The 18257-nt window shown below is 63.5% G+C and carries 17 protein-coding genes; 13 read left to right on the top strand and 4 right to left on the bottom strand.

Going from position 1 to position 18257, the window contains the following annotated elements:
- Nucleotides 1–183: 183 nt before the first annotated feature.
- The 6 genes from AWB83_RS26805 to AWB83_RS26780 all read left to right on the top strand — a co-directional run bounded on the left by AWB83_RS26805 (nucleotide 184) and on the right by AWB83_RS26780 (nucleotide 6659).
- Nucleotides 184–1386: a cation:proton antiporter gene (locus tag AWB83_RS26805; protein ID WP_087048647.1), complete on the top strand. Its 1203-nt coding sequence runs from the start codon at nucleotides 184–186 to the stop codon at nucleotides 1384–1386.
- 42 nt (nucleotides 1387–1428) lie between these two features.
- Nucleotides 1429–2541: a YbdK family carboxylate-amine ligase gene (locus AWB83_RS26800; RefSeq protein WP_087048646.1), complete on the top strand. Its 1113-nt coding sequence runs from the start codon at nucleotides 1429–1431 to the stop codon at nucleotides 2539–2541.
- A gap of 730 nt (nucleotides 2542–3271) precedes the next feature.
- Entirely contained in the window at nucleotides 3272–3916 is a 645-nt protein-coding gene (locus AWB83_RS26795; RefSeq protein WP_087048645.1) for a MarR family winged helix-turn-helix transcriptional regulator, read from the top strand.
- Nucleotides 3917–4066: 150 nt separating this feature from the next.
- Entirely contained in the window at nucleotides 4067–4789 is a 723-nt protein-coding gene (locus tag AWB83_RS26790; protein ID WP_087048644.1) for a glutamine amidotransferase, read from the top strand.
- A 117-nt stretch (nucleotides 4790–4906) separates the two neighbouring features.
- Nucleotides 4907–6019 (top strand): NADH:flavin oxidoreductase/NADH oxidase, encoded by a 1113-nt coding sequence (locus AWB83_RS26785; protein ID WP_087048643.1) that lies wholly within the window; start codon nucleotides 4907–4909, stop codon nucleotides 6017–6019.
- A gap of 181 nt (nucleotides 6020–6200) precedes the next feature.
- Nucleotides 6201–6659, top strand: coding sequence for an SET domain-containing protein (locus tag AWB83_RS26780; protein WP_087048677.1), 459 nt, complete (start codon nucleotides 6201–6203; stop codon nucleotides 6657–6659).
- Nucleotides 6660–6711: 52 nt separating this feature from the next.
- On the opposite strand, the gene AWB83_RS26775 is transcribed toward AWB83_RS26780, so the two are convergent.
- Together AWB83_RS26775 and AWB83_RS26770 are read right to left on the bottom strand one after the other, a co-directional pair.
- On the bottom strand, nucleotides 6712–8226 hold the full coding sequence (locus AWB83_RS26775) for a sensor histidine kinase (protein ID WP_244197899.1): 1515 nt from the start codon (nucleotides 8224–8226) through the stop codon (nucleotides 6712–6714).
- Nucleotides 8227–8258: 32 nt separating this feature from the next.
- Nucleotides 8259–8945 carry a response regulator transcription factor gene (locus AWB83_RS26770; RefSeq protein WP_008352418.1) on the bottom strand — a complete coding sequence of 229 codons (687 nt, stop codon included), beginning with the start codon at nucleotides 8943–8945 and terminating at the stop codon, nucleotides 8259–8261.
- Between the two features lie 202 nt (nucleotides 8946–9147).
- On the opposite strand from AWB83_RS26770, the gene AWB83_RS26765 reads away from it, so the two are divergent.
- Both AWB83_RS26765 and AWB83_RS26760 read left to right on the top strand, forming a co-directional pair.
- Nucleotides 9148–9378 (top strand): DUF3717 domain-containing protein, encoded by a 231-nt coding sequence (locus AWB83_RS26765; RefSeq protein ID WP_087048642.1) that lies wholly within the window; start codon nucleotides 9148–9150, stop codon nucleotides 9376–9378.
- Nucleotides 9379–9627: 249 nt separating this feature from the next.
- Nucleotides 9628–10113, top strand: coding sequence for an Lrp/AsnC family transcriptional regulator (locus AWB83_RS26760; protein WP_087048641.1), 486 nt, complete (start codon nucleotides 9628–9630; stop codon nucleotides 10111–10113).
- Here AWB83_RS26760 and AWB83_RS26755 read toward each other — a convergent pair.
- Together AWB83_RS26755 and AWB83_RS26750 are read right to left on the bottom strand one after the other, a co-directional pair.
- Nucleotides 10089–10625 (bottom strand): class IV adenylate cyclase, encoded by a 537-nt coding sequence (locus AWB83_RS26755; RefSeq protein ID WP_087048640.1) that lies wholly within the window; start codon nucleotides 10623–10625, stop codon nucleotides 10089–10091. The two genes, AWB83_RS26760 and AWB83_RS26755, sit on opposite strands and share 25 nt — an antisense overlap.
- Nucleotides 10626–10740: 115 nt before the next feature.
- Complete coding sequence (locus tag AWB83_RS26750; RefSeq protein WP_087048639.1) at nucleotides 10741–11643, bottom strand: LysR family transcriptional regulator; 903 nt, start codon at nucleotides 11641–11643, stop codon at nucleotides 10741–10743.
- 103 nt (nucleotides 11644–11746) lie between these two features.
- Between AWB83_RS26750 and AWB83_RS26745 the strand changes: the two genes are divergently transcribed.
- The 5 genes from AWB83_RS26745 to AWB83_RS26725 all read left to right on the top strand — a co-directional run bounded on the left by AWB83_RS26745 (nucleotide 11747) and on the right by AWB83_RS26725 (nucleotide 18224).
- Nucleotides 11747–13270 (top strand): CoA-acylating methylmalonate-semialdehyde dehydrogenase, encoded by a 1524-nt coding sequence (locus AWB83_RS26745; RefSeq protein ID WP_167389172.1) that lies wholly within the window; start codon nucleotides 11747–11749, stop codon nucleotides 13268–13270.
- Between the two features lie 51 nt (nucleotides 13271–13321).
- On the top strand, nucleotides 13322–14998 hold the full coding sequence (locus AWB83_RS26740; protein ID WP_087048637.1) for a GMC family oxidoreductase: 1677 nt from the start codon (nucleotides 13322–13324) through the stop codon (nucleotides 14996–14998).
- Nucleotides 14999–15370: 372 nt separating this feature from the next.
- Nucleotides 15371–16150, top strand: coding sequence for an ABC transporter ATP-binding protein (locus tag AWB83_RS26735; protein WP_087048636.1), 780 nt, complete (start codon nucleotides 15371–15373; stop codon nucleotides 16148–16150).
- Nucleotides 16147–16908, top strand: coding sequence for an ABC transporter ATP-binding protein (locus tag AWB83_RS26730; protein ID WP_087048635.1), 762 nt, complete (start codon nucleotides 16147–16149; stop codon nucleotides 16906–16908). The genes AWB83_RS26735 and AWB83_RS26730 overlap by 4 nt, the downstream gene beginning before the upstream one ends.
- Nucleotides 16909–17003: 95 nt before the next feature.
- Nucleotides 17004–18224, top strand: a complete 1221-nt coding sequence (locus AWB83_RS26725; RefSeq protein ID WP_087048634.1) for an ABC transporter substrate-binding protein — start codon at nucleotides 17004–17006, stop codon at nucleotides 18222–18224.
- The last annotated feature ends 33 nt before the right edge of the window (nucleotides 18225–18257 follow it).

The raw sequence follows: 18257 nt of genomic DNA, 5'->3' as shown, positions 1-18257 counted from the left end.
CGTCTAATTCGTGCACGGCCTGACCGTGACGCCGTGTTCGTTCGTATTTCGTTTCGCCTGAATGAACCAACGCTCGCCTGGCCGGGCGGATGCGCGTCGCCCGCGAGCGTCGCGCGGTCGATGTGACGTCACGCGACGGAACGTGCACCCGTAGCTAGCAGCAACGAAGGAGAAGCCAACACGATGAATTCGGCATTTTCATTTCTGCCCGCCTGGCCACTCGAACCCGACGCCATTCTCTGGGCCGGTCTCGCGCTCGTCACGGCGGGACTTGCCGGAGAGCTGCTTTGGCGCGCATGGCGTCTGCCGCGCATCACCGGCTATGCGGTGATCGGGCTGATCGCGGGCAACGCGGGCCTCGGCGTGATCGACTCCAGCGCGGGCGGCCTGTCGCGGCCGCTGCTCGACGTCGCGCTGGGTCTGCTGCTCTTCGAACTCGGCGGCCGGCTCGACCTGCGCTGGATTCGCCGCAATCCGCATCTGATCCTGTCGAGCATCGCCGAGTCGACGCTCACGTTCGGCCTCGTGCTGATCGCGCTGATACTCCTCAACGTGCCGACGATGCCGTCGGTCGTGATCGCCGCAATCGCGATGGCCACGTCGCCCGCGATGGTCATTCAATTGAAAACCGAGTTGCGCGCCGAAGGACAGGTCACGCAGCGTCTCCTGACACTGACCGCGCTCAACAGCATGTATGCGGTGATCGTCGAAAAACTTGCGGCGGGCGTGCTGCATCAGGAAATCTACGGCAATACGTTTGCGACCATTCTGCAGCCGCTTTATCTGCTGATCGGCTCGCTCGTGCTCGCGTTCCTGCTCGCGCGCGCGTGCAATTTGCTGGCGCGGCGCCTTCCCCCGACCGACGAGCATTCGTTCGTCGCGCTCTTCGGGCTCGTGCTGCTGGCCATCGCGGTCGCGCACATCTTCAAGCTCTCGACGATTCTGTCGCTGCTCGCCGCGGGCATCATCGTGAAGAACGCGGACGAAAGGCCGCAGTTGTGGCCGTCGCACTTCGGCTCCGCCGGATGGCTGCTCACAGTCATCCTTTTTGCACTGACGCTCACGTCGTTTCACTGGCACGATATCGCGCTCGGCGGCGTTGCGGCGCTGGGCCTGATCGTTGCGCGTTTCGTCGGCAAGCTCGTCGGCGTGCTGATTTTCGCCAGGCCGAGCGGACTCGACTGGAAGCAGGGCGTGGCGCTCGGCGTCGCACTCACGCCGATGTCAGCGCTCGCGTACCTGCTCGTCGACGATATGTACGTGCTCTATCCCGACTACGATCCCACGCTGCGCGCGATCGTCATGTGCTCCATCGTCGTGCTCCAGATCGTGACGCCGTTCGTGGTGTACCGCAGCCTTTCGGCCGTGGGCGAGCGGCGCGAATGAGCGCGCCGGGCCTGCTCAAGCATTGATCATTCAAGAGGCGCCATGGCACTCGAACCATTCATCAATTCCGAACCGTTCACGTTCGGCGTCGAGCTGGAGATCCAGGTCGTCAATACGCACGACTACGATCTGACCCGCGCCGCGTCGGACCTCATGCGTCTGATCAAGGACGAAAAGATTCCGGGCAACATTACGCCCGAAATCACCGAAAGCATGATCGAGCTTTCGACCGGCATCTGCACGACCCACGAGCAGGCCGTCAACGACTTGCGCACGATCCGCGATACGCTCGTTGCGGCGGCGGACCAGTTGAACGTCGGCCTCGCCGGCGGCGGCACGCACGCGTTCCAGCAATGGAGCGACCGGCAGATCTACGACGCGCCGCGCTTCCAGTACATCTCGGAGCTGTACGGCTATCTCGCCAAGCAGTTCACGGTGTTCGGGCAGCACGTGCATATCGGCTGTCCCGATCCGAACAGCGCGCTCTTCCTGCTGCATTCGATGTCGCGCTACATCCCGCATTTCATCGCGCTTTCAGCTTCGTCGCCCTACATTCAGGGCGTCGATACCGGGTTTCACTCGGCGCGCCTGAACTCGGTGTTCGCGTTTCCGCTTTCGGGCCGCGCGCCGTTCGTGCTGACCTGGGACAGCTTCGAGGAGTATTTCTCGAAGATGGTGAACACCGGCGTTGTAAACAGCATGAAGGACTTCTACTGGGACATCCGGCCGAAGCCGGGCTACGGCACCATCGAAGTCCGCGTGATGGACACACCGCTTTCCGTCGACCGCGCTGCCGCCATCGCCTGCTACATCCAGACGCTGTCGCGCTATCTGCTGCTCGACAAGCCGCTCACGCCCAAGGAAGACGATTACCTCGTGTACACGTTCAACCGGTTCGAGGCGTGCCGCTTCGGTCTGGAAGGCACATGCATCCATCCGCAGACGGGCGAGCGGCGCACGATCGGCGAGGACATTCTCGCAACGCTCGACGTGCTCGGTCCGCATGCCGAAGCGCTCGGCTCGCAAGCCGCACTCGCGCAGGTGGCCGACATCGCGCGCGGCACGAACGACGCGACCTGGCTGCGCGGCGTGTTCGAGAAGGAAAAATCGCTGCATGAAGCGGTTAGGCAGCAATGTCTGCAATGGCGCCAATAACGCTGCGCTCACGCCGCCAATTGGCGTCCAACTAAGGCGAAAGGCTGCTTTGATGAGAATCGAAGTGGCCTTTTTTCTTTGTTCCGTATGAAACGCGTGCATGAAGAGCAGCGGGAATAGAGGGGCACGCGCCAAGGTTTGAAGAGGAACCGATTCGGTGCCTCTAAGGTTTACTTCAACAAGTCCGTATACCTACGTAATAGTAGTTAACAATGTGCGGCACCCGCTGTGGAAAACATGGAAAAGCGGCGCAAAGTCAATGCATTAGGCAAACGATAACCCTGCGCGCTGCGCGTGCGTCGAAGCGTGCAACTTTTGGCAACGCAAAGGCGCCCGATGAGCGAGTCGGGTTATCAAGAATTCGCTCACAAACAAAGACGACGTTTTTCCACGGGTTATCCACAGTTCTGCGTGGATAATTAAGGTGTACGTTTGTTCTATGTCGCTTAGAATGACGACTTTGCTGGCATCGGGTTATAGTCGGCAGAAGCACAGCGCCACGGAGCTGCAACATAAGAGGGCGCATAACGAAGAGGGTTGCAATGTCCCCATTCAGGTACCGCCATATGGCTTGGCACGCCTGAATTTTGAGACGGCGGGGACCGAGAACGAAGGGCAGTCCGCAAGGGGTTCGCAGTACTTTCTGCGGCGGCGTTTCGAACGAGGTGTTCGCGGCGGTCTGCGCGAACGTGCCGTCAAAACACATAAGCGGAACAACAAGCGAAAGACTATGAGTGAAGGCGTTTACGGAGAGCAGGCCACGGGGCGGGTGACCCACGGCCTGCTGCGGCTGAGCACGGCGATGCGCAGCCAGGCATGGGAATGGGCGGAAGGTGCGGGGCTCACGCCGACCCAGGGTGAAATTCTCGTTCTGCTGATGCAGCGCAAGGGGCCGATGCGCCTCGGCGAGATCGCGCGTGAAACGGCGCTGACCGCTGCCACGACGAGCGACGCGGTGAGCACGCTCGAAGGCAAGGGTCTCGTCGAGAAGCGTCGCGCGATCGACGACGGCCGGGCGCTCGCGGTGCGTCTGACCGCGCGCGGCCGCACGGCGGCGAAGAAGGCGCTGCAATGGCCGGACTTCCTCGCGAAGGCCGTCGGCACGCTGCGCGAGGACGAGCAGTCGGCGTTCTATCGCACGCTGCTCAAGACGATCCGTCAGCTCGAGACGCAGCAGCAGATTCCGGCGCACCGCATGTGCCTCTCCTGCTCGCACTTCGAAGCCAGCAAGAATCCGAAGAAGACGCCGCATCACTGCGCGCTTCTGCAGATCGACATGGCGGACACCGATCTGCGTCTCGACTGTTCGGTATACGAAGAAGCCGACGTCGCCACGCAGAAGAAGAGCTGGAAGGTCTTCGCTCAGGTCGCCTGATTCCGGACCGGGAGGAGACGTCATCCGGTGGCATTGGCGCTGTGAGGCCGCGGCGAGTCGGTTAGACTGTGCCCGTCGCGCCTCGCCGCGAGGCGCGGCTCGTCACTACTTCGTCCCGAGCCACGCGCAGTCGACCTACGGAAGCCGCCGATGAAACATGAAGTCCTGGCGATTCGCCACGTCTATTTCGAAGATCTGGGCAGCCTCGAACACGTACTCGGCGACCGTGGCCACCTGGTGCGCTATCTGGACGTCGGGCGCGGCCGCATCGATGCGCCCAATCCGCTTGATCCTTCCTTGCTCGTCGTGCTCGGCGGGCCGATCGGCGCGTACGAGGACGCGGACTACCCGCACATCGCGCCGCTGCTTTCCATGCTCGAGAGACGCATCGCGGCGGGCTTGCCGACCATCGGCATCTGTCTCGGCTCGCAGCTGATCGCGCGGGCGCTCGGCGCGCGGGTGTATCCGTCCGGCGCGCCCGAGCTCGGCTGGTCGCCTCTCACGCTGACCGAAGCCGGGCGCGCATCCGCGCTGCGCCATCTCGAGGCCGACGGCAAACCCGTTCCCGTTTTCCATTGGCACGGGGATACCTTCGATCTGCCCGCCGGCGCGACGCTGCTCGCATCGACGGAGAAGTGCGCGCATCAGGCGTTTGCATGGGGCGAGCACGTGCTCGCGCTGCAATGTCATCCTGAAGTGCTCGCGGACCGCTTCGAGAGCTGGCTCGTGACTTATCCCGGCGATATCGCGAGAAGCGGCACGACCGTCGCGAAGCTGCGCGAGGAGACCGCACGGCACGGCGCCGGTCTCGAACGTGCTGCCCGCGCGATGTTCGGAGAATGGCTCGACCGTTTCGCATCCGGCGAGCGCTGACGTGTGATGATATGAGCCATCGGGCGGCGCGCCTGCGCGTGGGCGGACGACGTTCGTGCATGGAAAAAAGCCCGGTGCTATTCTCGATCGCACCTTTTCTAGCGACGAGTCCCCGACATGAGCGCGCTGTTCACCCCCGCCACCCTGCGCAGTCTTCAGCTGCCGAATCGCATTTTCATCTCGCCGATGTGCCAGTACTCCGCCGAGCGCGGCGAGGCCACGGCATGGCACATGATCCATCTGGGCCAGCTCGCGTTGTCGGGCGCGGCCATGCTGTTCATCGAAGCGACGGCCGTCGAGCCGGACGGACGCATCACGCCCGGCGATCTCGGCCTGTGGGATGACGCGACCGAAGCCGCGCTGCGTCCGGTGCTCGCCGCGATTCGCCAGTATTCGAAGATCGCCGTGACGATGCAGCTGGCGCACGCGGGCCGCAAGGCATCGAGCCGCAAGCCGTGGGAAGGCGGACAGCTGATCTCCGTCGCCGATGGAGGATGGATGACCTTTGCGCCATCGGCCGTTCCTCACAAGCCGGACGAAACGCCGCCGCTCGCGCTCGATACCGCCGGTCTCATCCGCGTGAAGGAAGCGTTCGTCGCGGCGGCGAAGCGCGCGGCGCGGCTCGGCATCGACGGCATCGAAATTCACTGCGCGCACGGCTATCTGCTGCATCAGTTCCTCTCGCCGCTCGCCAATCGGCGCACCGACGAATACGGCGGCTCGCTCGAGAACCGCATGCGCTATCCGCTCGAAATCTTCGACGCCGTGCGCGCCGCGTTTCCCGCCGACAAGCCGGTCGGCGTGCGCGTTTCCGCGACGGACTGGGTCGAAGGCGGCTGGGGCATCGAGGACACGATCGCCTTCGCGGCGGAGCTGAAGAAGCGCGGCGTCGACTGGATTGACGTGTCGTCGGGCGGCGTTTCGCCGTTGCAGAAGATTCCGCTCGCGTCGGGCTATCAGGTGCCGTTTGCACAGGCCGTGAAGGAAGCGACGGGCGTGAACACCGTCGCGGTCGGGCTGATCACCGAGCCTGCGGAAGCGGAAGAGATCGTCGCGAGCGGCAAGGCGGATTTCGTCGCGATCGCGCGCGCCATGCTCTACGATCCGCGCTGGCCATGGCACGCGGCGGCCGAGCTCGGCGCGACCGTCACGGCGCCGCCGCAGTACTGGCGCTCGCAGCCGCGCGAACTGAAGAACCTCTTCGGCGAGATCACCATCGGGCAACGTTGAAAAGTATCGAGCATCGTCGAGACGGTTGAGCATTCGCGCGCCGGGAGTGTAGGATACCGGTGTGTTGAGCGCGAGCGTTCAACCGAGCGAACGCGGCGCCTCCGAGGCCACCGCGTTTTTTTTTCATCCCGATGTTCATCCCGATCGCGCGGGAGCGAAGCGTTATTTAAGGATTCAGTCGATGAGTTCACGCAGGGTCACCGTTCGCCGCTCCGGCGTGCACGGCAAGGGCGTGTTTGCCGCGAAGCGGATCGCCGCGGGCGAGCAGGTGATGGAATACAAGGGCGAGCGCATTTCGTGGAAGGAAGCGCTGCGCCGCCATCCGCACAATCCCGACGAGCCCAATCACACGTTCTACTTCGCGCTCGACGACGGCCGTGTAATCGACGGCAAGATCGACGGCAACAGTGCGAAGTACATCAATCACTCGTGCGCGCCGAACTGCGAAGCGGAGGAAGTCGAAGGCCGCGTGTTCATTCACGCGCTGCGCGATATCGAGCCGGATGAGGAGCTGAACTACGACTACGGTCTCGTGATCGACGGTCGCATCACGAAGAAGCTCAGGAAGGAATATGAGTGCCGTTGCGGCGCGAAGAAGTGCCGCGGCACGATGCTCGCCGTGAAGAACAAGAAGAAGTAAGCCGCGCGCACGCGGCGATTCGAAGGAGCCACGGTAGTCCCGCGGCTCTTTTTCATTTGTCGTCCGGCTTCTCTTCCTTGAGCGGCATGCGCACGATGAAGCGCGCGCCGCCTTCGGGTGCATCCTCGTAATGCACGGTGCCGCCGTGCAGCACCACGATGTCGTGGACGATCGCGAGCCCCAGGCCCGCGCCGCCTTCCACGCTTTGTCCGTCGCCGCGGAAAAAGCGCTTGAAGAGATCCGGCTGCTGATCGTGCGGCACGCCCGGCCCGTTGTCCTCCACGACGACTTCGCCGAAGCGGCGGCCATCCGCATCGCGCCATTCGGTGACGGTCACCGTGATGCGCGCGCCTTCCACGCGAAACGGCGGAATGTACTTGAGCGCGTTGTCGATCAGATTCGCGAGCACTTCGCGGGTAAGCACGATGTTGCCGCGGACGATCATCGGATGCTCGTTCTCGGGATCGTCGAGGCGCTGGAAGCCGAGATCGACGCGCGCGGCAAGCGCCCGCGGCACCCATTCCGCGCCGGTTTCGAAGGCGAGCGCGGCCAGATCGAAATCGGAGAAACGCGCGGCCTGCTCGCCCGGTTCGGCGCGCGCGAGCGAGAGCAGCTGATTCGACAGGCGCACGGCCCGGTCAGCGGATGCGCGCAGCTCCTTCACCGCTTCGACCGCCTTCGCGGGATCCCGCGAACTGAGCGCCTGCTCCGCGTGCAGCTTGACCGCCGTCAACGGCGTGCGCAGCTGATGTGCGGCGTCGGCGATGAACTTGCGCTGCGCGTCGAGCGCCGTCTGCAGGCGCACGAGCAGGCCGTTCATCGCGCTCGTGAGCGGGCGGATCTCGCCGGGCACGTAGGTCTCGTCGACGGGCTCCAGCGAGATGTGCGTCTGCTGATTGAGCGCGTCGGCGAGATCGGTGAGCGGGTTCAACTGCTGATTCACGACACGCCAGACGATCACCCAGCCGGCGAGCAGCAGCAACGCGAGCGGCATCATGATGGCGATCAGGAATTCCACCGCGATGCGATAGCGCGAGCCGACACGCTGCGCCACTTCCACCACGATCGGATTGCCGTGCGGCTGCGGCACGCGCACTTGCGCCGCGCGCACGCTCACGCCCTGGAAGTGCGTCTCGAAAACGTAGGCGTAGTGGATGCGCCGCACGCTGGTGCCCGTCAGCGGAAGATCGGGCTCGCCGGCGATTTCCTCGTCGCCCGTGCTGATGCGGTAGATGAGCTGCTCGACAGGGTCGGAGAACATCGCCTGCGCGAGCGGTGGAACGGTGACGGGCGCATCGACGCCCGCGAGCTGGATCTGCTTGGAGATGGCGGTGGCGAGATCCGCAAGCGAGCGGTCCACGACGTGCTGCGTGTATTGCCACGCGAGCCAGTACGCCATGAGGCCGCTCATCAGCGCGAGCAGGGACAGCGGCGCGGCGAGGCGGCGCAGCAGCGTGCGCCGCAGGCTCGGCGGCGCCGGAGTCTCGGTGGTTTTCGATCGCGCCAGATCGAGCCAGTCTTCGCGGGCGAAACGCTGGTCGCCCGCACGCCGGGTGGGAAATCGCAAGGCGGTCTATCGCGGCGGCGGAGCCGAAAACGTCAAGCCGCCTGACGAATCTCCTGAAGGAGGTAGCCGAAGCCGCGCACCGTCACGATCTCGACCCGCGTGTTTTCGAGCTTCTTGCGCACGCGATGCACGTAGACTTCGATGGCCGTATCGCCGAGATCGCCGCCGAAATGCGTCAGATGATCCTGCAGTTGCGCCTTGCTCACGACACGGCCGTGGCGCAGCAGCAGCATTTCCAGCACGGCGAACTCGCGCGGCGAGAGTTCAAGCGGACGCTCGTCGTTGAAGATACGGCGATCGACGCCCGAGAGACGCAAGCCGCCCAGCGACACCTCGGGGCGCGGCACGTCGCCGTGCGGGCCGCTGCGGCGCATGACCGCGCGGATGCGCGCCTCGAGCTCCTGCGGCTCGAAGGGCTTCAGCATGTAATCGTCGGCGCCGCTGTTCAGGCCCTGCACGCGATCGTGCAGTTCGTCGCGCGCGGTGAGAATGATCACCGGCGTGTGGCGGTTGCCCTGGCGGAAACGCGAGAGCAGCGTCATGCCGTCGATGCCAGGCAGGCCCAGATCGAGAATGACGAGCTCATGGCGGTTCTGCGCGAGCGCCTGCTCGGCGAAGATGCCGTCGTGCACCATGTCGACCGTGAAGCCGGATTGTTCGAGGCTGCTTTGAATGCCGCGCGCGATGGGGCGGTCGTCTTCGATCAGAAGGATTCGCATGGAGTCGCTCAAGTACAATGGGTTGAGCTCAGGCCGGCGGGGCGATCAGTTGCATGTTGCGTGCGCGGTGACACGCACGAAACGACACGCACGACGCAGCGGCGCGGGCTCGAGCCGGTTCAAAACTCACTTCTCATGCGGCGTTGCGCGACCGTTTCTGAAGCCGCGAGCGGCCGTACACCGAATGTCTTTCTGCCCGGACATGGCTGTCATCTCGATCAACGAACTCGAAGCCGCGATCAACTACTGGCGCGGCCGCTCCCCGTCTAGCGGCGACGAACTCACCCTCTGCAAGGAGGCGAGCGCGCTGTCCAGGCCCTATGCGCTGCTGATTGTACAGCGTCAGTCCAGCCTGCCACCCGAGGAGCTGGACGACGAGGCGCTCGCCGCCTGGAAAGCTTACGATCGCTTCAAGAATGGCATTCAAGACTGAAAGTTGAAAGGCCTGTTTTCTTTCTTTTTGCTGTACAAATGCTTCCGGATACCAGGATTTCGCGCGATTGCGCGTGATTTGCGGCTTTCGGCACTGTCATCGTTCGTAACACGCACGTTACCTTGTTTTCCGTAGTAAGGATTCGTTCAGGTGCGCGCGAAACGGCACTTTCCCGCAAGGGGTATGTGAGCAGGCGCGCGGCAATGCGATAAAGTCGCATTTGCCATCGTTTCCGCGCGTATCCGCCTCATGCTCGATCTCGACCATTTCGACCTCGCCCTGCTCGACGTGCTCCAGCGCTTCGGCCGCGCCACGCATCAGCAATTGGGCGAGCAAGTGCCGCTCTCGCCGTCGCAGATCGGCCGGCGTCTGCAGAGGCTCGAAGCGGCGGGCGTGATCGAAGGGTATCGGGTGGTCTTGCGGCCCGAAAAGCTGGGTCTGGGCGTAACGGCGTTCACGAGCCTGAAGCTCAAGCATCACGGCGATTCGATCATCGAGCAGTTTCAGCAGCAGATCGAGATGCTGCCCGAAGTGCTCGAATGTCACGCGACGGTCGGCGACGCCGATTATCTGCTGCGCATCGTCGCGCCGGATCTGAATGCGCTTTCAGGCTTCGTCATGAAGAAGCTGATGCGCGTGCCGGGCGTCGACAGTGTGCGCTCGAACATCGTGCTCACGACGTTCAAGCGCAACGGTCCGCTGCCGCTCACTCACCTCGCCGGCGACGCTTCCTGAGCCGGGTTCAGCAGATCCACATAGGCGAGCGGCACCAGATCCGCTTCGCCGACGCCCAGGCGCGCGAACATGTCGTGCGCTTCCCGCTCGCCGCCGGCTTCGTCGTCGTCCTGGCCGAGCACCACTTCCAGTTCGATGAAATCGCCCAGGCCGTCGACGCGGTCGAGATGAATGCGCGTGCGCCCGACGAGATACACATGCCGCTCCTTCGAGACGATGCCGCGCGTCGTCAGCGCCTGGGCGAGCAACGCGTGCATCGCTTCAGGGTTCGTCACCGGGCTGCGCGAGTAGTAGGAAACCTTCGGACCGTCGCGGTCGTCGCGCTGGTAGAAGATCAGCTCGGAGGGCGTGCCGTCGTCGAACTGGCGCAGCTTGAGGCGGCCGGTCGGCACGTCGTAGAAGAAATCTTGCTGGCGAAACACCAGCGGCGCGTCGGTGGCGAGCGCGGCCGCGCGTTCGCGCAATTGCTCGAATTGGTGCGCGCGGGCCTTGATTTCGATGTTGCGTGCCATGAAGAATCCTCGAACACGGTTGGATGGATGAGCGAGGGCTCAGACTAGCAAACATTCGATGAAGCGCGCTTGAATGCCCACGCGCGCCGCCTCGGGATTTCCACTTGGACGGTTTTCAAACGGCCCACTGCGCGTCGATCAGCCGCAGGGCTGCCGCGATCGCCGGTTCCTCGCGGCGCTCCGCGAGGGCGACGAACGAGAGCTGAGTCGGCACGGTGACGTCTTCGACGATCGTCAGCGCATGGGCATGCGCCTCGCCGATCGCGATCGAATCCCGCGCGAGCGAGAGACCGACGCCCGATTTGACGAGATCGAGCATCGAAGGCTCCTGATCCACTTCCGCGACGATCACCGGCATCGCGCCCGCCTCGCGGAAGATCCGCGACAACAGCCGGTTGTGCGCGGACTCGGGCGGCGTCCAGATCCACGGCAGCTTCGCGAGCGCCACCCAGCTGCGCTTGCCCTTGTTCACGCGGTTGTGCCAGCCCGCCGGCGCGAGCACGCGATAGATGAACGGCGTGAGACGGACGACATGGAAGCGTTCGCCGTCGCGCGTGCCGTCGGCGGACGGGTCACCAATGTAATAGCCGACATCCAGATCGCGTGTCCGCACGCGCTCGAGCACCCAGCCGGACATGCCGTGCCGCAGCGATGTCTCGATGCGCGGATGCGTCTCCACCAGCTGCCGCAGAAAGCCGCCGAGACGCAGAAATCCGGGATCGAGAATCGTGCCGATGCGCAGCGTGCCGCTCACCTCGTGACGCAGCGCGGCAGCGGCGCGCTGGACGTCGGCGGCGGCGGCGAGCGCGCGCTCGGCGTGCGGCAGCAGCGCCTCGCCGTCGCGCGTCAGAAGCAGGCCGTGCGAGGTGCGCGAGAACAGCACGACGCCCAGCATCTCCTGCAGGTTCTTGATCTGCAGGCTGACCGCCGGCTGCGTGAGATGCAACTGCGCCGCGGCGCGCGTCAGGTTGCCTTCGCGTGCGACGGTGAGAAAGGCGCGCAGCAGGGTGTAGTCCATCGGCCGATATTAACGCGACTTATATCGCAGTTGAACATATCTCATTGGATTCCGGAGCGCATACGGCATTACCCTCCGGTTATTCACATAAAAGAGAGACATCATGGGCGAGACACACCGGAGCGAGGCGCGCGTCGCCGCGTTGACGCATTACATCGGCGGCAAGCGCGTCGAAGGCAGGAGCGAGCGCTTCGGCGATGTCTTCAATCCGGCGACCGGCGCCGTCTCCACGCGCGTGCCGCTCGCGGGCGCACCGGAAGTCGACGCCGCCGTGGCCGCCGCCAAAGCTGCGTTCCCCGAATGGAGCGAGACGGCGCCGATCAAGCGCGCTCGCGTGCTCTTCAAGTTCAAGCAACTGCTCGACGAGCATCACGACGAACTCGCCGAAATCATCACGCGCGAGCACGGCAAGGTGTTCAGCGACGCCAAAGGCGAAGTGATGCGCGGCATCGAGATCGTCGAGTTCGCTTGCGGCATTCCCAACCTGCTGAAGACGGATTTCACCGATCAGATCGGCGGCGGCATCGACAACTGGAATCTGCGCCAGCCGCTCGGCGTGGTCGCGGGCATCACGCCGTTCAATTTCCCGATGATGGTGCCGTGCTGGATGTTCCCCATCGCCATCGCGACGGGCAATACGTTCGTGTTGAAGCCGTCGGAGCGCGATCCTTCGGCATCGATTCGCCTCGCCGAACTGTTGAAGGAAGCCGGCTTGCCCGATGGCGTGTTCAACGTCGTTCATGGCGACAAGACCGCCGTCGATGCGCTGCTCGCGCACAAGGATGTCGAGGCGCTTTCGTTCGTCGGCTCGACGCCGATCGCCGAATACATCTACACGGAAGGCACGAAGCACGGCAAGCGCGTGCAGGCGCTGGGCGGTGCGAAGAACCACCTCGTCGTGATGCCCGATGCGGATCTCGATCAGGCCGTCGATGCGCTTGTCGGCGCAGCTTATGGTTCGGCAGGCGAGCGCTGCATGGCGATCTCCGTTGCGGTCGCGGTGGGCCATATCGCCGATGAACTGATCGAGCGCCTCACGCCGCGCGTGAAATCGCTCGTCATCAAGAACGGCATGGAAAGCGACGCCGAAATGGGTCCGCTCGTGACCGCCGCGCATCGCGCGAAGGTGGAAGGCTATATCGAAGCGGGCGTGAAGTCGGGCGCGACGCTCGTCGTCGATGGGCGCGGGCACGAGGTCGAAGGCCACGAGAACGGCTTCTTCCTCGGCGGCACGCTGTTCGACAACGTGAAGACGGACAGCACCATCTACAAGGAAGAGATCTTCGGTCCAGTGCTTTCGGTGGTGCGCGTGCCGGATTTCGCGAGCGCGGTCGAGCTCATCAACAAGCATGAGTTCGCGAACGGCGTGTCGTGCTACACGACCGATGGCGGCGTCGCGCGCGCGTTCTCGCGGCAGATCAGGGTGGGCATGGTCGGCATCAACGTGCCGATCCCGGTGCCGATGGCGTGGCATTCGTTCGGCGGCTGGAAGCGTTCGCTGTTCGGCGATCACCATGCATACGGCGAGGAAGGCGTGCGCTTCTATACGCGCTACAAGAGCGTGATGCAGCGCTGGCCCGACAGCATCGCCAAGGGCGCCGAGTTCACGATGCCGGTGGCGAAGTAAGCGAAGCATCACCGTGTGAGGCGAGCCGCAAAAGACGGCAAGGAGACATCGATGAAACAGAACACACGAAAGCTCGAAGGCGAATTCGACTACATCATCATCGGCGCGGGTACGGCCGGATGCGTGCTCGCCAATCGCCTCACCGAAGATCCGAACGTGAACGTGCTGCTGCTCGAAGCGGGCGGCAAGGACGACTATCACTGGATTCATATTCCGGTCGGCTATCTGTACTGCATCGGCAATCCGCGCACGGACTGGCTCTACAAGACGCAGGCGGAACCGGGCCTCAACGGACGCACGCTGGCATATCCGCGCGGGCGCGTGCTCGGCGGATGCTCGTCGATCAACGGCATGATCTACATGCGCGGCCAGCGCGAAGACTACGACGACTGGGCGCACATCAGCGGCGATCCGAACTGGTCGTGGGATTCGGTGCTGCCCATCTTCATGCGCAGCGAGGATCATCACGGCGGCGGGAATCAATGGCATGGCTCGGGCGGCGAATGGCGCGTCGAGAAGCAGCGCCTGAAGTGGAAGATTCTCGAAACCTTCGCGCAAGCCGCGCAGCAAAGCGGCATTCCCGCCACCAGCGACTTCAATCGCGGCGACAACACGGGCGTCGGTTACTTCGAAGTGAACCAGCGCGGCGGCATCCGCTGGAACGCGGCGAAGGCCTTTTTGCGCGAAGCGATGAAACGTCCCAATCTCACGACGATCACCGGCGCGCATACGCAACGGCTCGTCTTCGAAGGCGTGCGCTGCGTCGGCGTCGAATATCGCGGCGGCGATATCGACTACGTTGCCCGCGCGCATTGCGAAGTCATTCTCAGCGCGGGCGCGGTGAATTCGCCGCAGATTCTCGAGCTGTCGGGCATCGGCAATGGCGCGCGTCTGCAACGTCTGGGCATCGATGTCGTGAAGAGCCTGCGCGGCGTCGGCGAAAATCTGCAGGACCACTTGCAATTGCGAATGGCCTACAAGGTCAATGGCGTGCGCACGCTCAACACCTTGTCGGCGCATTGGTGGGGCAAACTTTTCATCGGCATGCAGTACGCGTTGACGAGAAGCGGCCCGATGTCGATGGCGCCGTCGCAGCTCGGCGCGTTCGCCAGGTCCGATCCCGACGATGCATCCATCAAGCGGCCCGATGTCGAATACCATGTCCAGCCCTTGTCGCTCGAACGCTTCGGCGAGCCGCTGCATCCGTTCAATGCATTCACCGCTTCCGTGTGCAACCTGCGGCCGACCTCGCGCGGCAGCGTGCATATCGAATCGCCGGATGCGCATGCGGCGCCGCTGATCGCGCCAAATTATCTGTCGACGGACCGCGACCGCGAAGTCGCGGCGAACGCGCTGCGTCTCACGCGGCGCATCGTCAGCGCGCCCGCGATGGCGCCCTATGCGCCCGAGGAGATTCTTCCGGGCATTCGGTACCAGACGCAGGAAGAGCTGGTCGAGGCCGCGGGCAATGTCGGCACGACGATCTTCCATCCGGTCGGCACGTGCCGCATGGGCACGGACAACGATCCGGGCGCGGTCGTCGACAGCCGCCTGCGCGTGATCGGCGTGCGGGGTTTGCGCGTGGTCGATGCATCGGTGATGCCGACCATCACATCGGGCAACACGAATTCGCCGACGCTGATGATCGCGGAGCGCGCGAGCGAGATGATCCGCGAGGACCGGCGCGGCATCGAAGCACAGGAAGTGATCGCGACGGCGCTTGCGTGACAGATCGATGACGTGCATGCCTCACATGTTGAGATGGCGCAGGTATGGCACGGCCATGGCATCGCATAAGGCAATGCTTATATGCGCACGGAATAAGCACTGACCATGCCCCTATTGCGTGCATGCGCCGAGCTTCCAAGCAATTCGTTAGTTAGTGCAAATCCCAATGATTGCGCTGCATCATTGGCGCGACAATGGCCCCGAATCAAGTGATGCTCGGCATACCTCGTGCACACTTTGTGCGGCCGCAACAGCGGTGTACGAAGCGAAGCAGTACCGGAATGGAGACAACGTTCGGTGCGCGCGGATAGAAAAAAATAAGGCGCAGGCGAAACCGGTTTGCCCAGCGCCTCACTTCGCATGGAAGGGGACATGATTCTCGGCGACACCATTCTGGAAACGCGAGGGCTCACGAAGGAATTCAAAGGCTTCACGGCCGTGAATGGCGTGAACCTGCGCGTTCGCCGCGGCTCGATCCATGCGCTGATCGGACCGAACGGCGCAGGCAAGACTACCTGCTTCAATCTGCTCACCAAGTTTCTCGAGCCCACTGCGGGTAAGATCGTTTTCAACGGCACTGACATCACACGCGAGCGCCCGGCGCACATCGCGCGGCGTGGCATCATCCGCTCGTTCCAGATTTCCGCCGTGTTTCCGCATTTGACGGTGCTGCAGAATGTCCGTATCGGCCTGCAGCGGCAACTGGGCACATCGTTTCATTTCTGGCGCAGCGAACGTTCGCTCGAACAACTCAACGATCGCGCGATGGATCTGCTCACGCAAGTCGGTCTTACCGATTTCGCGGATACGAAAACGGTCGAACTCTCCTACGGCCGCAAGCGCGCGCTCGAGATCGCCACGACGCTCTCGATGGAGCCCGAGCTCATGCTCCTCGACGAACCGACGCAAGGCATGGGCCACGAAGACGTCGATCGCGTCACCGCGCTGATCAAGAAAGTGTCGGCGGGCCGCACCATCCTGATGGTCGAGCACAACATGAACGTGATCGCGGGCATCTCCGACACCATCACCGTGCTTCAGCGTGGCGAAGTGCTCGCCGAAGGCAGCTACGCGGAAGTGTCGAAGAATCCGCTCGTGATGGAAGCCTACATGGGCAGCGCCGATGCGGCGCTCACCGGAGCGCATGCATGAGTACGATCGTGGAGGAACGCCGCTCGCTGAACGCGAACGGCGGGGCGGGCAATACGCCCGCGCTGGAAATTTCGGGCCTGCAGGCGTGGTACGGGGAATCGCACATTCTGCATGGCGTGGACCTCAGGGTGAATCGTGGCGAAGTGGTCACGCTGCTCGGGCGCAACGGCGCGGGCCGTACGACCACGCTCAGAGCCATCATGGGTCTGACCGGGCGGCGCACGGGCTCGATCCGCGTGGGCGGACACGAAACCATCGGCTTGCCCACACACAAGATCGCGCATTACGGGATCGGCTATTGTCCGGAGGAGCGCGGCATTTTTTCGAGCTTGTCCTGCGAGGAAAACCTGCTTTTGCCGCCGCTGATCGGCAATCCGAAGGAGGCGATGTCGCTCGACGAGCTCTACTCGATGTTCCCGAACCTGAAGGAGCGCCGCGCCAGCCAGGGCACGCGTCTTTCGGGCGGCGAGCAGCAGATGCTGGCCGTCGCGCGCATTCTGCGCACGGGCGCGAATCTGCTTCTGCTCGATGAAATCTCGGAAGGGCTCGCGCCGGTCATCGTGCAGACGCTCGCGCGCATGATTCTCATGCTGAAGTCGCGCGGCTACACGATCGTCATGGTCGAACAGAATTTTCGTTTCGCGGCGCCGCTCGCGGACCGCTTTTACGTGATGGAGCACGGAAACATCGTCGAGCATTTCGGCGCGGGGGAACTCGAGGCGAAGATGCCGGTGCTGCACGAATTGCTCGGGGTGTAATCGATCGCATTCGCTCATTGGTTCATTTCTAGCGCAGCACATCATCAGGGCACCACCAGTAGCACCGCAACAATCAAAAACTCATGGAGACTGGAATGAAAAAGAAGACCCTCGCGCGCCTCTCTACTCTTTGCTTTGCGGCTGCGGCGGCGAGTGTGGCGGCAATGAGCAGCAGTGCATACGCCGCCGACGGCAACAGCGTGAAGATCGGCTTCGTCACCGACCTCTCGGGCCTCTACGCGGACATCGACGGCCAGGGCGGCCTCGAAGCCATTCGCATGGCGATCGCGGATTTCGGCGGCAAGGTGAACGGCAAGCCCATCGAGCTCGTCTATGCGGATCACCAGAACAAGGCCGATATCGCGGCCTCGCGTGCGCGCGAGTGGATCGACCGCGACGGCGTGAACGTGATCATCGGCGGCACGAACTCGGCAACCGCGCTTTCCTCCGCGCAAGTCGCGGCTGAAAAGAAGGTGCCGTACATCAACATCGGCGCGGGCGCGGACAACCTGACCAACGAGCAATGCTCGCCCTACACGGTCCACTACGCCTACGACACGATGGCGCTCGCGAAAGGCACCGGTTCCGCGGTGACGAAGCAGGGCGGCAAGACCTGGTACTTCCTGACTGCCGATTACGCGTTCGGCAAGGCGCTGGAAAAGAACACGTCGGATGTCGTCAAGGCCAACGGCGGACAAGTGCTCGGCGAAGTGCGCCATCCGCTGTCCGCGTCGGACTTCTCGTCGTTCCTGCTGCAGGCGCAGGGCTCGAAGGCGCAAGTGCTCGGCCTCGCCAATGCGGGCGGCGACACGATCAACTCGATCAAGGCGGCGAAGGAGTTCGGCATCACGAAGTCGATGAAGATCGCCGCGCTGCTCATCTTCATCAACGATATCCACAGCCTTGGGCTCGAGACGACGCAGGGGCTCGTCGCGACCGACAGCTGGTACTGGAACAAGGACGAGAACACGCGCAAGTGGGCGCAGCGCTACTTCGGCAAGATGAAGAAGATGCCGTCGAGCCTCCAGGCCGCCGACTACTCCGCCGTGACGACCTACCTGAAGGCGGTGCAGGCGGCCGGCACGACCGACAGCGACAAGGTCATGGCGCAGTTGCACAAGGCGAAGATCGACGACTTCTACGCGAAGGGCTACATCCGCGAGGATGGCTCGATGATCCACGACATGTACCTGATGGAAGTGAAGAAGCCGTCGGAGTCGAAGGAGCCGTGGGACTACTACAAGATCACCGCGACGATTCCGGGGGATCAGGCGTTCGGCACGAAGGCGGAGTCGCGCTGCAAGCTCTGGAAGTAAGCGTTCGGTAGTGCTTTAGCGCGTTCGCGCGGC

It is taken from the genome of Caballeronia ptereochthonis (genome assembly GCF_001545075.1).
Lineage (GTDB): Bacteria > Pseudomonadota > Gammaproteobacteria > Burkholderiales > Burkholderiaceae > Caballeronia > Caballeronia ptereochthonis.
The sequence above is the reverse complement of the archived record's forward strand: the minus strand, read 5'-3'. Positions and strand labels throughout refer to the sequence as shown.

Excerpts from the sequence above, each read along its gene's own strand:
- AWB83_RS26805 (WP_087048647.1), top strand. The coding sequence starts at position 184 with ATGAATTCGGCATTTTCATTTCTGCCCGCCTGGCCACTCGAACCCGAC.
- AWB83_RS26790 (WP_087048644.1), top strand. The coding sequence starts at position 4,067 with ATGAAACATGAAGTCCTGGCGATTCGCCACGTCTATTTCGAAGATCTG.
- AWB83_RS26760 (WP_087048641.1), top strand. The coding sequence starts at position 9,628 with ATGCTCGATCTCGACCATTTCGACCTCGCCCTGCTCGACGTGCTCCAG.
- AWB83_RS26730 (WP_087048635.1), top strand. The coding sequence starts at position 16,147 with ATGAGTACGATCGTGGAGGAACGCCGCTCGCTGAACGCGAACGGCGGG.
- AWB83_RS26785 (WP_087048643.1), top strand. The coding sequence starts at position 4,907 with ATGAGCGCGCTGTTCACCCCCGCCACCCTGCGCAGTCTTCAGCTGCCG.
- AWB83_RS26725 (WP_087048634.1), top strand. The coding sequence starts at position 17,004 with ATGAAAAAGAAGACCCTCGCGCGCCTCTCTACTCTTTGCTTTGCGGCT.
- AWB83_RS26800 (WP_087048646.1), top strand. The coding sequence starts at position 1,429 with ATGGCACTCGAACCATTCATCAATTCCGAACCGTTCACGTTCGGCGTC.
- AWB83_RS26795 (WP_087048645.1), top strand. The coding sequence starts at position 3,272 with ATGAGTGAAGGCGTTTACGGAGAGCAGGCCACGGGGCGGGTGACCCAC.
- AWB83_RS26740 (WP_087048637.1), top strand. The coding sequence starts at position 13,322 with ATGAAACAGAACACACGAAAGCTCGAAGGCGAATTCGACTACATCATC.
- AWB83_RS26770 (WP_008352418.1), bottom strand. The coding sequence starts at position 8,945 with ATGCGAATCCTTCTGATCGAAGACGACCGCCCCATCGCGCGCGGCATT.
- AWB83_RS26750 (WP_087048639.1), bottom strand. The coding sequence starts at position 11,643 with ATGGACTACACCCTGCTGCGCGCCTTTCTCACCGTCGCACGCGAAGGC.
- AWB83_RS26765 (WP_087048642.1), top strand. The coding sequence starts at position 9,148 with ATGGCTGTCATCTCGATCAACGAACTCGAAGCCGCGATCAACTACTGG.
- AWB83_RS26755 (WP_087048640.1), bottom strand. The coding sequence starts at position 10,625 with ATGGCACGCAACATCGAAATCAAGGCCCGCGCGCACCAATTCGAGCAA.
- AWB83_RS26745 (WP_167389172.1), top strand. The coding sequence starts at position 11,747 with ATGGGCGAGACACACCGGAGCGAGGCGCGCGTCGCCGCGTTGACGCAT.
- AWB83_RS26780 (WP_087048677.1), top strand. The coding sequence starts at position 6,201 with ATGAGTTCACGCAGGGTCACCGTTCGCCGCTCCGGCGTGCACGGCAAG.
- AWB83_RS26735 (WP_087048636.1), top strand. The coding sequence starts at position 15,371 with ATGATTCTCGGCGACACCATTCTGGAAACGCGAGGGCTCACGAAGGAA.